The organism is Stenotrophomonas sp. TWI809 (assembly GCF_039673205.1).
Lineage (GTDB): Bacteria > Pseudomonadota > Gammaproteobacteria > Xanthomonadales > Xanthomonadaceae > Stenotrophomonas.
Map to the genome: position 1 here is coordinate 108,347 of NZ_JBDJLE010000006.1, position 13,425 is coordinate 121,771.

Below are 13,425 nucleotides of genomic sequence, written 5' to 3' on the forward strand. Positions count from 1 at the left end.
AGCTCAAGCGCAGCCTGCCGATGCGAGCTGCATCCGCAGCGCATGAAAAGGAGTGCCATACGCTATGAATACCCGAGGCGATTACGCCCACCCCGAACCCGTCGCTGCGGCGACCGTCGCCGTGGTCACCCCACCGCCCGTGGTGGACCTGCCGCGCGATAGCGCGGTGTCATGGGGCGCGATTCTGGCCGGTGCCATTGCCGCCGCTGCGCTGTCACTGATTCTGGTGATTCTCGGCGTGGGCCTGGGCCTGTCGTCGGTGTCGCCGTGGTCGTTTGAAGGCGTGACGGCAGAAACGTTTGGCTGGTCCAGCATCGCGTGGCTGACCTTTACCGCCATCGCCGCGTCCGGTCTGGGTGGCTATCTGGCTGGCCGCCTGCGCACGAAGTGGAGCAACATCCACGGGGATGAGACCTACTTCCGCGACACCGCGCATGGGTTCGTCTCCTGGGCGGTGGCCACGTTGCTCACTGCCGCATTGCTGACCTCGGCCATCGGCGGCATCCTGGGCGCCGGTGCCAAGGTTGCCGGCGCCACTGCCGGTGCCGCCGCCTCGACGGCAGGCGGTATCGCTGCCGCCGGTGCAGGCTCGGCTGCGATGGGCAGCGACCAGGGTGACGTGCAGTACTGGGTGGATTCACTCTTCCGTGCCAACCCGACCGCTGCGCAGCCCGCGCCGCCGGCCGGCCCGGCCGACGCGTCGGCACCGGCACCGGTCGCCAACGGTGCACCGCCGCCGCCGCGCCCGATGCCGGGTGCCGACCGTCGTCCGGACAGCCGTGAAGTGCGTACCGAGGTCAACCGCATCATCCTCAACAGCCTGAAGTCCGACACCATGGACCCGGCCGACACCCAGTATCTGGGGCAGCTGGTGGCGGCGCAGACCGGCATGAGCCAGGCCGAAGCACAGGCCCGCGTCACCGATGTGCAGACCCGCCTGCGTGCGGCGCTGGACAACGCCAAGGTGCAGGCCAAGCAGGCGGCTGACGATGCCCGCAAGGCAACCGCCTACGCCGCGTTGTGGCTGTTCATCACGCTGCTCATCGGTGCGTTCATCGCCAGCCTGAGTGCCACCTGGGGCGGCCGTCGCCGCGACCTGTGATCCTGACCACCTCAAGGGAGGAAACACCATGAAGTACATTCTGCTGTGGATGCTCGGGATTCCGATTCCGCTGCTGCTGTTGTTCGCGCTGCTGCGCTGACCGCTCACCCATCAGGCCGCCTTCGGGCGGCCTGATGCGTTGTAGGGACCCGATGTTGTAGAGGCGCTGGGCGCTCGCTGCGGCGTGGCTGTCTGAACGAGTCAGGGAGGTGGAGAAAACCTTCACGTTGCGGGCATCGGCCTTCGTGCCCAATCTTCCTGAATTCATTTAAGCTTTCACCATTGCGGCCCCCATTCATATCGGAGATGGGTCGCGCGTCACCCCCGTATCCCCCCTTTTTCCAGGACCCTCTCCATGGCGGCTTTGCAGCAGCGCACGATCGATCTCATCCGCAGCCACCAGGAGCCTGTGCTCGCCGCATGGGCCGGCAATCTGGCCGGTACCAGCCAGGCGCAGGACGGCCGCCTTTCCTCCCGCGAGCTGGATGTCCAGGTCCGCGAGTTCTGGCGCCTGTTCCTGGATGCGCTGTCGGCCACCGACGTGAGTGCCGTCGCGCGGGCAGAGTGGCAGGATATCCGGCGTTTCCTGGAGGAACTGTCGCGCGAGCGCGTCCTGAAGGGATTCAATTCCGCGGAGACCGCCAGCTTCATCTTCTCGCTGAAGCGACCGCTGTTCGACGTGATCCAGCAGGGGTATGCCAATGACCCGGCGCACCTGGGCGACCAGCTGTGGGCGATCTCCGAGCTGATCGATCAGCTCGGGCTGCACACGGTCAGCGTGTTCCAGAAAACTCGCGAAGACGTGATCCAGCGCCAGCAGGAAGAAATGCTTGAGCTGTCCACGCCCGTGGTGAAGCTGTGGGACGGTGTGCTGGCGCTGCCGATGATCGGCACGTTGGATTCGCAGCGCACCCAGGTGGTGATGGAGTCGCTGCTGCAGCGCATCGTGGATACCGGTTCTGAAATCGCCATCATCGATATCACCGGCGTGCCGACCGTGGATACGCTGGTGGCCCAGCATCTGCTGAAGACTGTCACCGCCATCCGCCTGATGGGCGCCGATGCGATCATCAGCGGCGTGCGGCCGCAGATCGCCCAGACCATCGTGCACCTCGGGCTGGACCTGCAGGGCATCGTGACCAAGGCCAATCTGGCCGACGCACTGGCGCTGGCGCTCAAGCGCACCGGCCAGACCGTCACCCGGACCGCCCGCTGAGATGGAGCGCATCCCGATCCTGCAGATGGGCGATCTGCTGCTGGTGACGATCCAGGTGGACATGCATGACCAGCTGGCGCTGACGCTGCAGGACGACCTCACCGAGAAGATCCGCAGCACCTCCGCGCGCGGTGTGCTGATCGACATTTCCGCACTGGATATCGTCGATTCGTTCATCGGCCGCATGATCGCCACCATTTCGTCGCTGGCCCGGATCATGGATGCCACCACCGTGGTGGTGGGCATGCAGCCGGCCGTGGCAATCACGCTGGTGGAGCTGGGGCTTACGCTCAGTGGCGTGCGCACCGCGCTCAATGTGGAGCGTGGCATGAAGCTGCTGCAGCGTACCGACGAAGACGAAGCTGCCTCATGAGTGCGTCCAGTGGTTCGCTGCCGATCCGCATCGAGCAGGACGTCGTGCTGGCCCGCCAGGCCGCACGCCAGATCTGCGTGGCATGCAAGCTGCGTCTGATCGACCAGACCAAGCTGGTCACGGCCGCCAGCGAGTTGGCCCGCAACGCCGTGATCTACGGCGGCGGCGGGACCATGGACTGGGAGGTCGTGGAGAAAGGCCTGCGCAAAGGCGTCCGGCTGGTCTTCGCCGATAACGGGCCCGGCATCCCCGATGTCGCGCAGGCCCTGACCGATGGCTGGTCATCCGGCTCGGGCATGGGCTTGGGGCTGTCCGGTTCGCGTCGCCTGGTGGATGAATTCGAACTGGAGAGTGCGCCGGGGCAGGGCACCCGCATCACGATCACCAAATGGAGCTGAACTTCGCCGGCCAGGTAACGCGGGTCGTGCTGGTCGAAGAAACCTCCCAGGTCGGACAGGCCCGGCGCGAAGCGCTGGCGCTGGCCGATCATGTCGGCCTGGATGAAATGGACGCCGGCCGCGCGGCGTTGGTGGCCACGGAGATGGCGACCAACGTGCTCAAGCATGGGCGCGGCGGACGCATGTACCTGTCCGTGGTCTGTGGCCGCGGCGGTAACGGCGTGGAGCTGTGCACCGTGGACACCGGTCCGGGCTTTTCCCTGGCGGAGTGTCTTCCAGACGGCTACTCGACCGGGGGCACCCAGGGGTTGGGGCTGGGTGCGATCCAGCGTCAGGCCACCGTGCTGGATGCCTGGTCCGATGCCAAGGGAGCGGTGGTGGTGGCGCGGATCTACGCCAGTCGTGCGCCACGCGATATCGATGTGGCCTACGGTGCGCTGCGCATTCCGATGCGGCACGAGCTGGCCTGCGGCGATGCCTGGCATATCCGCGCCGACGGACAGACCGTGGCGGTGACCGTGATCGATGGACTCGGCCATGGACTTCCCGCCGCCGATGCCTCGCGGGCCGGCGTGGAGGCGGTCGCGCACACGGCCGCGGGCGGCGCACCGGCATTGATCGGCGTCCTGCACGCGGGCATGTCCGGCACCCGGGGCGGTGCAGCGGCCGTTGCCTGCGTGGACGTGGCCACCCTGCAGGTGGAGTTTGCCGGTATCGGCAATATCGCCGCGAGCCTGTGCGAGCCCACCGGTTCGCGTGGGTTGGCGTCACACCCGGGTATCGTGGGCGTGCAGTACCGCAAGGCACAACCATTCCATTTTCACGCGGCCGCAGGCACGCTGCTGGTCATGCATAGTGATGGCCTGCAGGCACGCTGGAGCCTGCGTGACTACCCCGGTCTGCTGCACCGCCACCCGGCATTGATCGTGGCGGTGCTGCAGCGTGATTTCGATCGTGGCCGGGATGACGCCGGCATTGTTGCCCTGCGTCTTGGAGATCTGCATTGAGCGCTTCACCCGATGATCAGGAGCTGCAACGGCTGCGGCTGGAAGCCGATGCGCTGCGCGCTGAGTTGGATGAAACCAATCAGGGGGTGCTCGCCTTGTATGCCGAGCTGGACGAGCAGGCCGAGCAGCTGCGCGAGGTGTCCGAGCTGAAGAGTCGGTTCCTGTCCTACATGAGCCATGAGTTCCGCACGCCACTGGGCTCGATCCTGAGCATGACGCGGCTGTTGGAGGACGGCATGGATGGCCCGCTGACCGAGGAGCAGCGCCGGCAGGTGCGTTTCATCAGCGCCTCGACCAGTGAACTGCGCGAGATGGTGGACGACCTGTTGGATCTGGCCAAGATCGAGGCGGGGCGCATCACCATTTCACCGGCCTGGTTCGACCTGATGGACCTGTTCTCTGCGCTGCGTGGCATGTTCCGCCCGCTGGTGGAGGGCAACCAGGTGGACCTGGTATTCGAAGACCCGCCGGTCATGCCGCTGCTCTATACCGACGACAAGAAGCTGGCGCAGATACTGCGCAATTTCATTTCCAACGCATTGAAGTTCACGCCCAATGGCCAGGTGGTGGTATCGACCCAGCGGGAGGGGGAGAACGCGGTGCGCTTCAGTGTCCGCGACACCGGTATCGGCATTCCGGCGGAGCTGCAGTCCACCCTGTTCGAGGATTTCGTGCAGGTGGATACCCCGCTGCAGAAGCGCCTGCGCGGAACCGGTCTTGGTTTGTCCCTGTGCAAGCGATTTGCCGAGCTGCTGGGTGGGCATGTCGGGGTCGAGAGTGACGTCGGCAAAGGCTCGGACTTCTATGTCGTACTGCCGCTGACACTGGCCACGGAGGCCACGCATGCCCAGCCCTGATCGCATCCTGGTGGTGGATGACAATGTGGCGACCCGTTACGCGGTGCGCCGCGTACTTGAGCACCACGGGTTCCATGTCGAGGAAGCGGGCACCGGCGGTGAGGGGCTCGCGCGCCTGGCCGAGCATGATTTCGGCGCGCTGGTGCTGGATGTGAATCTGCCGGACATGAGCGGCTTCGATGTGGTGCGCCAGTTGCGTGAGGACGCGCGGCTGCAGTTGCTTCCCGTGGTGCACGTCTCGGCCGCATCCATCGCGACCGGTGACATGATCACTGGCCTCAACGCCGGCGCCGATGCCTATCTGATCCATCCGGTCGATCCGGATGTGTTGTTGGCGACGCTGCGCAGCCTGCTGCGCGCCCGTCGTGCCGAGGAAGCCCTGCGCGATACCGAGGCGCGGTTCCGCGAAATCTTCCGTCACATCAATGCCCCGATCGCGGTATTGGATGCGTCGCTCAACGCCCATGATGCCAACGATGCCTTTACCCGTCTGCTGGGTCAGCAGGCAGGACCAGGCCAACTCGATCAGCTGCTGCAGGATCAGCTCGCCCCGCTCAGTGCATTGAAAGTGGCGTTGGCCGAAGGCGAGCGCTGGCAGGGTACCTTCAGCCTTCGGGTCGGCGGGGTCCTGCGCATGACCGAATGGCGGGTGACCCCGTACCAGGCCGCCGGGCAGGGCCTGGTGCTGATCGAAGACACCACCGAACACCATGCGCGCGCCAACGAGCAGCGCCAGGAACTGGAAAGCGCCACGTCCGAACTGGCGTTCCAGATCGCCGAGCGCGAGCGCACCGAGATCGAGTTGATGCAGGCGCAGAAGATGGACGCGCTGGGCCAGCTCACCGGCGGCATCGCGCACGATTTCAACAACCTGCTGACCACGATCATCTCCGGGCTGGACATGATCGAGATCGCCGCCTCCAGCGGTAAATGGGACAAAGCTTCGCGCTACGTCGAGATCGCCACGGGCTCGGCACACCGTGCCGCTGCGCTGACCCAGCGCATGCTGGCGTTTGCCCGCAAGCAGCCGCTCGATCCGCAGACCTTCGATGTGGTCGCGCGGGTGCGCTCGCTGGAAGACATGCTGCAGCGATCGATCGGTGAGAACATCGAACTCGAGCTGGAACTGGGCGTTGAACCCCTGATCGCGGTCGCCGACCCGAACCAGTTCGAGAACGTGATCCTCAACCTGGTCATCAACGCCCGCGATGCACTGGCGGGCCAGGGGCTGATCCGCATCCGCGCCGGGCGGCCCGGATCGAGCGCGACCATGAGCTGGCGCCTGGCCACTACATCACCGTGACGGTGCTCGACAATGGCGTCGGCATACCCGCAGAGCTGTTGACCAAGGTATTCGAGCCCTTCTTCACCACCAAGCCGCAGGGCGAGGGCACCGGGCTGGGGTTGTCGATGACCTACGGGTTCGCGCGGCAGTCCGGTGGCAGTGCGCGCATTGCCAGCGAACGTGGCGAGGGCACCGAGATCGAGCTGCTGCTGCCCGAGGGGCAGCTCCAGTCTGCGGCCCACGACACATTGGCACCCGCACAGCTGACCCGTGGCAGCGCCGAGCGGATTCTGCTGGTCGACGATACCGATTCGGTACGCATGATGGTCCGGGAGATGCTGGTCGAGGCCGGTTACCAGGTCGTGGAAGCCATCAACGCACAGCAGGCCCTGTTGGAACTGCATTCGGACCGTGACCTGGACCTGCTGCTGTCCGATGTGGGTCTGCCGGGCATGAACGGCCGTGAGCTTGCCGATGCGGCTCGGGTGTTGCGCCCGCATTTGCCGGTGCTGTTCGTCACCGGTTACACGGAGAGTGCAGCCGTCCGCAATGAATTCCTGGGGCAGGGCATGTCATTGCTGCCCAAGCCGTTCAGCGTGAACGAGCTGCTTCGGGGCGTGCGGCAGATGTTCAACCCGGGCTGAGCTGGCGGACCGCCGGCATGGGTACAATCCCCCGACGCCTCCGGGGGAAACCGCCATGTCGCCACCCGCCATCGGCCCTGCCGCCCGCGCACTGGCAGACCGTGAGTGCAGGGCCATCGCCGCTGCGCTGGCGCTCCAGCCCGATGTCCACGATGCCGTGCATCGGGCGCGCAAGACGATCCGCCGCCTTCGCGCGCTGCTCGCCGTGCTGGAGAGCAGCGACCTTGAGACCGCCCGGACCGACGCGAGCCTGCGCCGGCTCGGGCAAGGGTTGTCGGCCTTGCGCGATGCCCATGTGGTGGTGGAGACCTGCCAGCACCTCGCCGCGCAGCAGCCCGCCCCGCCGTGGACGGAGGTGTGCAGGCGGTTGATGGCGCGGCGCGACGTAGTGCTCGCCCGGGCGCTGGCGCGCGACCCGGCGTTTGCGCGTCGTCACGCGGCGCTGCTGCGTATCGCCGGCGAACTCCAGGCGCAGCCATGGGACGCGCTGAGCGGGCGCGATCTCCGCAGGGGTCTGGCCCGCAGTGAACGCCGTACTGCCAAGGCGGAGAAGCGCGCTGCCCGCACTGGAGATCCGCAGGACCTGCATCGCTGGCGGCGCAGAGTGCGTCGCCTGCGGATGCAGCTGGAGGCGATGCCCGCGCTGGACAGTGCGCTTGCGGCCTCGATCAAACGGAAAGGGCCGGGCCACCAGGCGCGCGCGCTGCATGCGCTGGGTGATCAGCTTGGCAGGCAACAGGACCTGCGGATGGTCCGCAACCTGGTGCGGGTGATGCCGGGCGTGCCGGAACGGCGTGGCTTGCTTGCGCAGATCGATGCCGCACTGGCCGCTGCGCTCGGCTGAGCAAGGCAAGCGTATCCCTCAGGCCCCCGCGACCGTACGCACGCCGGCATGGCCCCCTGCCTTCGGCGGCTTGTACTCGCAGCGGGGATACGCCGAGCATGACTGGAACGCGCCATACGGCCCGGTGCGCGGCACGATCACCCCCACCTTGCAGGCGGGACAGGCCTGCTCGTGGATCGTGTCTCCGGCCATCGAGGTCACGCGTACCGCGCCGTCGTTGACCAGTTCGGTGAGGAACGCCGAACGTCGGCCCTGCACGGTGAACATCGCCACCGAACGGCGCGCGCGCGTCAGCGCGACGTAAAACAACCGGCGTTCCTCACCGAGCGGGTACGCATCGCCGTCGGGCATCGCCAGCGCCAGTACGGGGTCATCCGCGCGCGCGTTGGGGAAGCGGCGATCCAGCATGCCGGGCAGGATCACGTAGTCCGCTTCCATGCCCTTGGACCGGTGTGCGGTGAGGAAGCTGACCTGCATGTGCTGCCCGTAACGCGCGTTCCAGCTGGCCGGAAGCATCGCGCGCTCGGCGTTGTAGCGGCCCAGCACGAAGACGGTGACCTTGCCGTCCCGGCCTGGCGGTACCTGGCCGGTCAGCAGCTGCTGGTGCAGTCGTTCGAGGTACTGCTCGACCGCGCCGGCCAGCCGGTCGCGCGAGGCCACCTGGAAGGCCTGCAGCACCGCGCCATACGCCGGGGTGAGCGAGTGGACCTGCTTGGGTATCTGGGTTGGATTGCGTGACACGAACGCACTGGAGACATCGCACAGCGCCTGCGGGCAGCGGAACGTCTGTTCAAGCTTGAGCACCTGGCCCGGGCCGAACCAATCCAGGAAGCCGGTCATCACCGAGACGTCCGCGCCGGCGAACCGGTTGATCGACTGCCAGTCGTCACCGACCGCGAACAGATGTTTGCCCGGCGCCTGCACCAGCGCGCGGCACAGACGCGCCCGGGCGCGCGAGGCATCCTGGAATTCGTCGGCCATCACCAGGTCGAACGGCGCGACACAGCGACCCTGTTCCAGGTGCTCGGCAGCCTGGTTGAGCATGTCCTCGAAGTCGATCCCACCTTCCGCGACCAGCGCATCGTCCCAGCCGTCCAGGATCGGAATGATGAGCTCGAGGAACAGGCGGTAACGGTGTTTGAAGTGATCGTCCGGCAGCCCGCGCAGCCGCTCGACCATGTCCTGCACGTGCAGGCCGTTGCTCTTGGCGTGGCTGATGAAGGTCCGGACCAGGCCGATCAGGTCGGTATCCGGCATCGGTGTCGCGCCGCCCTCGGGCAGTTCGCGGTCGGGATTCGGGTCGAGCTCGAGACCGCGCTGTGACAGTGCATCGCCCAGCCGCAGGAACAGTTCGCCCGTGCGCAGTTCGTGCGAGGAGGTCTCGATCCGCTCGGCGCCGTGGGAGCGCGGGTGGCCATCCGGCGGCGCCGGCGACGGGCCGTGTCCATCCGGGGCGAGGTGGTCGTGGTTCAGCCCGATGCCCGGGTAGCAGAAATCCGGCCGGTACTGGCGGTACTCGTCCGTGCCGGCATCGAAGGCGTGCCGCCGGGCGTACGCATAGTCCACGCCGTTGTAGAACAGCCAGTCCGCGATCACGCATTCTTCGATGCTGCGCACGCGCTCACCCTGCAGCGTACGCACGTAGCCCTGCCCATCCTTGTCCCATTCCTCGGCATCCAGCGGCCCGCCGGTGACGGGCAGATCACGACCGAACACCAGCCGGAACAGGTCCCACTGGGTACGGAAATGGAGAGAGCGGTCCTTGAGCTGGTCGATGATCTCGGCCAGCCGGTGAAAGCCCTGCGTGGCATCCACGGCCCACTCCGGCACCTGCGGCATCCGCCCCGTGGCCTGGGCGATGATGTGCCGGCCCAGCGCGTGGAAAGTACGCGCCTCCACCCGGACCTCGCCCAGGCCAATGCGATGGAACGCGCGATCGGCGCGTGTCTGCAGTTCCGTGGCGGCCTCCTTGTTGAAGGCGAGCATGACGATGCGCTCTGGCGCGACGAGGCCGCGTTCGATCGCGTACGCCGCCTTGGCCACCATCGTCGAGGTCTTGCCCGAACCCGCGGCGGCCACCACCTGGACGCGGTTGTCGAAGCAGATCACTGCCCGGGCCTGCTCATCGGTGAGCGGGCGGCTTTCCACGTGATCCAGCAACGCACGGCTGGCCATCCGCTCGCGCGCCTGATGGGCCTCATTGCGGCGTGCCCACATCGCTGGCCAGTCGGCCAGCCACAGCATCAAGGTTGCTTCGATCGCAGCGGGATCACCCTCGAGTTGGCTGCGCAGCGCGGCGTTGTCGAACACCGCCCACAGCGCCTCTTCCTCCAGTGGCAGGGCGGGGCGCGCCTGCAGCAGCGCCTGTTGTTGCTCGTGGGTCAGCCACAGCGCTTCCTCGTCGGCCCGTTCGGTGGCGGTCTGCACCTGGCCAAGCCAGCGCTCGATCGCGGCGTAGGCCTGCTGGAACAGGGCGACATGGTCGCGCTGGCGCTGTTCACCGCGCAGCTCGGCCAAGGTGGAGGCCAACTGTCGAGCCGAAGCGGCGTTCAGGCCGCCGAGCGTCAGCGGGGCCTGCCCGTCGCGGTGCAGGGTAAGCCGTGCCCACGGCAGGCGCGGGTGCACCTGCAGTGCCTCCAGCGGCGCGGGGCAGGGGCGGCCGTCCACGGTCAGCACCAGCTGGTCGCCTTCCAGGCGCAGGCGCCAGTGCGGTGATCGCGTGAGGCGTTGACCCCAGTCGCTCGGGGCCCATTCGTACGTCATCGGTGTATCCAGGTGCGGCCATCGTTGCGGCCGTGGCCGGAACAGCACGGGTGGCGCGGTTTGATCGGATGCCCATGATAGGGGAAACCAAAAAAAATCCCTGCCTGGGCAGGGAGTTGAATTGGCCGACGGGGCTGGCGGTGCGCTTACTGCTGCAGCACCGGCACGCTGCGCGAGCGGCGATCCACCAGCATCGCCACGCCCCAGAGCAGCAGGCCGCCCAGCGCGGTGGCGGCGCCCACGTAACCGGTCACCGCCGGGCTGAAGCCGGCGCCGATCGCCATGCCGCCGAACCACGGCCCCAGTGCGTTGGCGGTGTTGAACGCCGCGTGGTTGGAGGCGGCCGCCAGCGTCTGCGCTTCGCCCGCCACATCCATCAGGCGGGTCTGCAGTACGGCCGCCAGGGCGCCCATGGTGCCGACGGCAATGATCATCGGGAACACGCTCCACACCGACTGCGCGGCCAGCGGGAAGGCGAGCAGCACCAGGATCGACCAGACCAGCACCACGGCCGCGGCGCGGAACTGGAAGCGGTCCACCAGCCAGCCCCCGGCCACGTTGCCGATGATCGCGCCGATGCCGAAAATGCCCACCGCCAGCGGCATCCACGATTCGGCCAGGCCGGTGACCTGCACCAGGGTCGGGGCGAGGTAGGTGAACACGCAGAACATGCCGGCAAAACCGACCGAACCGATCGCCAGCGCCAGCCACACCTGGGTGCGGTTGAAGGCGCGCAGCTCGCGCATCGGCGAGGTGCGGACTTCATCCGGATCGGGCAGCAGGAAGCGCGCGATCATGGCCACGGTGGCAATCGCCAACACACTGACCACCGCGAAAGCAGTGCGCCAGCTGAGCTGCTGGCCGAGCCAGGTGGTCAGTGGGTTGCCGACCAGGATGGCAACGGACAGGCCGAGCAGCACCTTCGAGACCGCCGCGCCGCGCTGGGCCGGGGGACTGATCGCGGCGGCCACCAGCATTGCCACGCCGAAATACGCGCCATGCGGCAGACCGGCGACGAAGCGGGCCAGCAACATCGTGCCGTAGTTCGGCGCCAGCGCGCTGGCCAGGTTGCCGATGGCATAGAACCCCATCAGCGCCAGCAGCAGGTTGCGGCGAGCGAAGCCGGCACCGGCAAAGGCCAGTACTGGTGCGCCGACCACCACGCCGACGGCGTAGGCACTGATCAGGTGGCCGACCTGTGTTTCGCTGATGGACAGACCACGGCTGATCTCAAGCATCAGCCCCATGCTGGCGAACTCGCTGGTGCCGATGGCGAAGCCGCCCAGCGACAAGGCCAGCAGAATCAGAGTGCGCTCGCGCGGCGAGAGCCGGGCGGCCAGAGGGACGGAGGAGGAGCTCATGCAGGCGGCGGCGTCGATCGGGGGAGCGCGGCATTGTACTGCTGCGGCGCAACATTAATCAGGCCCTTGGGTAGAACGCTGGATCCGCGGGACACTGCGCACCTGCGGCAAGGGCATCCGGGTCAGCCCGGGACGCCCGTCCTGATGGGCTGTTGTCGAGTCTTCACGGATAGCGCTCGGGCCTGAACGGCAGTCCCTCCGGCGTGTCCAGCGGGGGGCTGACCCCATGCGCACGGCTGAGAATCTCGTTGGTCCGCTTCTGTTCGGCCAGGATCTCCCGCAGCAGCCCCTTGATGCCGAAGATGGCGAAGGGAACGAAGATCCACAGCAGCCCGAACAGCGCCCAGCCGAGGCCAATCAACAGCGAGAAACCGTCCAGCACGTGCATTCCTTTGTCAGTGGCAGAGATGTCCGTGCGCGCATGATGGCCGCTGCACCGTTCGGGCGGCTTCGGTCAAGGCCAGTCTCGCTCATTCGTGCGACAATTTGCCTTCAAAGCCACCACCTGTCGATGGCTGCGCCATGTGGCCATAGGGGTTGTGATGTCTATCAGTACGGGCTTTCCAGCGCTCATCGGCTTTGATCTGCCCGGTCTGCAGGATGGGGCTGGCGCGTCACGCGTGATCGTCACCGCGCTTGTGGATGGCACGCCCCCCAGTGACTGGATGCGCATCCTGCACCGTCTGGCGTGGCCATCGCTGCGCCTGGATCACGGCGTCGAGCAGATCCGGCTGGTCGGGCAGGGCATCCATTTCGTGGGCGCCATCAAGGACCCGCGCGCGTTGTCCGCGTCGGTGCGCGGTCTCTTCAACGAGGTCAACGCGAAGGTGCTGGATCGCCGCTTGGCCGCGATGGAGAACCCGCTCGACGACGACGGTCCCGGCGCGGCGCCCTTGGCGGATCCTGCGATCTCGGCGGATCCACGTCTGGACGATGTCGCGGCGTTGCTGGCGATGCCTGCCGTGCCGGGCATGCTGGAACTGGCCAGTGCGATGACCGGCATGCGTTTCGTCGCCGTGGCACGCGTCACGGCGGATCGATGGACGGCATGCGCCGTCCATGACGGCCTCGATTTTGGTCTGCGGCCGGGCGAAGACCTGGTGCTGGAAACCACCATCTGCGATGAAATCCGTGAGCATCGCCATCTGGTGCAGTTCGATCAGGCCAGCACCCACCCGGTATTTTCCAGCCACCCCACGCCGGCGTTGTACGGGTTCGAGAGTTACATCTCGGTTCCGATGTTCCGCCGCGATGGCGGGTTCCACGGCACCCTGTGCGCGCTGGATCCGAATCCCTCCAGGCTCGATACCGCCACGGTGAAGGCATTCGAGATCCTGGCCGGCGTCATCGGCGCGCAGCTGGAGGTGCCGGAGGCATCCGCCGAGGCGGGCCAGAAGGTGGCCAGCATGAGTGATGCACTGTCGGTGCTGTCCGGTCAGGTCGACGCACTGGAGGCGGCGATGCTGCCGGAGCAGTTCCGCACGGTGACCGCGCGGTTGCGTGAGCTGGTGGACGCGCGAGGGGCAGTCCTGGGCTGATCGCGCCGCTGGGCAGCGCTGCGCAGGTCTTTGTCCC

11 protein-coding genes and 1 pseudogene are annotated in these 13,425 nt (G+C 67.1%); 9 read left to right on the forward strand and 3 right to left on the reverse strand.

The window, feature by feature from the left end; all coding sequences use genetic code 11:
• Window positions 1-64 precede the first annotated feature (64 nt).
• The 8 genes and pseudogenes from ABE472_RS06920 (at window position 65) to ABE472_RS06955 (ending at window position 7,726) form a co-directional block, all read left to right on the forward strand.
• A complete protein-coding gene (locus ABE472_RS06920; protein WP_313212651.1) occupies window positions 65-1,102 on the forward strand; it encodes a hypothetical protein in 1,038 nt (345 codons plus the stop codon).
• A 355-nt stretch (window positions 1,103-1,457) separates the two neighbouring features.
• Window positions 1,458-2,318 (forward strand): STAS domain-containing protein, encoded by an 861-nt coding sequence (locus ABE472_RS06925; RefSeq protein ID WP_313212650.1) that lies wholly within the window; start codon window positions 1,458-1,460, stop codon window positions 2,316-2,318.
• Between the two features lies 1 nt (window position 2,319).
• Entirely contained in the window at window positions 2,320-2,691 is a 372-nt protein-coding gene (locus tag ABE472_RS06930; RefSeq protein ID WP_019184175.1) for an STAS domain-containing protein, read from the forward strand.
• The gene (locus ABE472_RS06935; RefSeq protein ID WP_121037420.1) at window positions 2,688-3,089 is read left to right on the forward strand and encodes an anti-sigma regulatory factor; all 402 of its coding nucleotides are present in this window, start codon (window positions 2,688-2,690) and stop codon (window positions 3,087-3,089) included. The genes ABE472_RS06930 and ABE472_RS06935 overlap by 4 nt, the downstream gene beginning before the upstream one ends.
• Window positions 3,080-4,096, forward strand: coding sequence for an ATP-binding protein (locus ABE472_RS06940; protein WP_346465943.1), 1,017 nt, complete (start codon window positions 3,080-3,082; stop codon window positions 4,094-4,096). The genes ABE472_RS06935 and ABE472_RS06940 overlap by 10 nt, the downstream gene beginning before the upstream one ends.
• Window positions 4,093-4,953 (forward strand): ATP-binding protein, encoded by an 861-nt coding sequence (locus tag ABE472_RS06945; protein ID WP_346465944.1) that lies wholly within the window; start codon window positions 4,093-4,095, stop codon window positions 4,951-4,953. The genes ABE472_RS06940 and ABE472_RS06945 overlap by 4 nt, the downstream gene beginning before the upstream one ends.
• Window positions 4,940-6,882 (forward strand): annotated as a pseudogene (locus ABE472_RS06950) (response regulator). Before ABE472_RS06945 ends, ABE472_RS06950 begins: the two are co-directional and overlap by 14 nt.
• A gap of 55 nt (window positions 6,883-6,937) precedes the next feature.
• A complete protein-coding gene (locus tag ABE472_RS06955) occupies window positions 6,938-7,726 on the forward strand; it encodes a CHAD domain-containing protein (protein WP_346465945.1) in 789 nt (262 codons plus the stop codon).
• Window positions 7,727-7,744: 18 nt separating this feature from the next.
• Here the strand turns inward: ABE472_RS06955 and ABE472_RS06960 are convergent, their stop codons facing one another.
• From ABE472_RS06960 to ABE472_RS06970, 3 genes are all read right to left on the reverse strand, one after another.
• The gene (locus ABE472_RS06960) at window positions 7,745-10,489 is read right to left on the reverse strand and encodes a UvrD-helicase domain-containing protein (protein ID WP_346465946.1); all 2,745 of its coding nucleotides are present in this window, start codon (window positions 10,487-10,489) and stop codon (window positions 7,745-7,747) included.
• 146 nt (window positions 10,490-10,635) lie between these two features.
• Window positions 10,636-11,850, reverse strand: coding sequence for an MFS transporter (locus tag ABE472_RS06965; RefSeq protein ID WP_313211126.1), 1,215 nt, complete (start codon window positions 11,848-11,850; stop codon window positions 10,636-10,638).
• Window positions 11,851-12,013: 163 nt separating this feature from the next.
• Entirely contained in the window at window positions 12,014-12,238 is a 225-nt protein-coding gene (locus ABE472_RS06970; protein ID WP_346465947.1) for a hypothetical protein, read from the reverse strand.
• A 154-nt stretch (window positions 12,239-12,392) separates the two neighbouring features.
• On the opposite strand from ABE472_RS06970, the gene ABE472_RS06975 reads away from it, so the two are divergent.
• Window positions 12,393-13,388 carry a GAF domain-containing protein gene (locus ABE472_RS06975; RefSeq protein WP_346465948.1) on the forward strand — a complete coding sequence of 332 codons (996 nt, stop codon included), beginning with the start codon at window positions 12,393-12,395 and terminating at the stop codon, window positions 13,386-13,388.
• Window positions 13,389-13,425 lie beyond the last annotated feature (37 nt).

Excerpts from the sequence above, each read along its gene's own strand:
- ABE472_RS06960 (WP_346465946.1), bottom strand. The coding sequence starts at position 10,489 with ATGACGTACGAATGGGCCCCGAGCGACTGGGGTCAACGCCTCACGCGA.
- ABE472_RS06935 (WP_121037420.1), top strand. The coding sequence starts at position 2,688 with ATGAGTGCGTCCAGTGGTTCGCTGCCGATCCGCATCGAGCAGGACGTC.
- ABE472_RS06930 (WP_019184175.1), top strand. The coding sequence starts at position 2,320 with ATGGAGCGCATCCCGATCCTGCAGATGGGCGATCTGCTGCTGGTGACG.
- ABE472_RS06940 (WP_346465943.1), top strand. The coding sequence starts at position 3,080 with ATGGAGCTGAACTTCGCCGGCCAGGTAACGCGGGTCGTGCTGGTCGAA.
- ABE472_RS06920 (WP_313212651.1), top strand. The coding sequence starts at position 65 with ATGAATACCCGAGGCGATTACGCCCACCCCGAACCCGTCGCTGCGGCG.
- ABE472_RS06965 (WP_313211126.1), bottom strand. The coding sequence starts at position 11,850 with ATGAGCTCCTCCTCCGTCCCTCTGGCCGCCCGGCTCTCGCCGCGCGAG.
- ABE472_RS06955 (WP_346465945.1), top strand. The coding sequence starts at position 6,938 with ATGTCGCCACCCGCCATCGGCCCTGCCGCCCGCGCACTGGCAGACCGT.
- ABE472_RS06925 (WP_313212650.1), top strand. The coding sequence starts at position 1,458 with ATGGCGGCTTTGCAGCAGCGCACGATCGATCTCATCCGCAGCCACCAG.
- ABE472_RS06975 (WP_346465948.1), top strand. The coding sequence starts at position 12,393 with ATGTCTATCAGTACGGGCTTTCCAGCGCTCATCGGCTTTGATCTGCCC.
- ABE472_RS06970 (WP_346465947.1), bottom strand. The coding sequence starts at position 12,238 with ATGCACGTGCTGGACGGTTTCTCGCTGTTGATTGGCCTCGGCTGGGCG.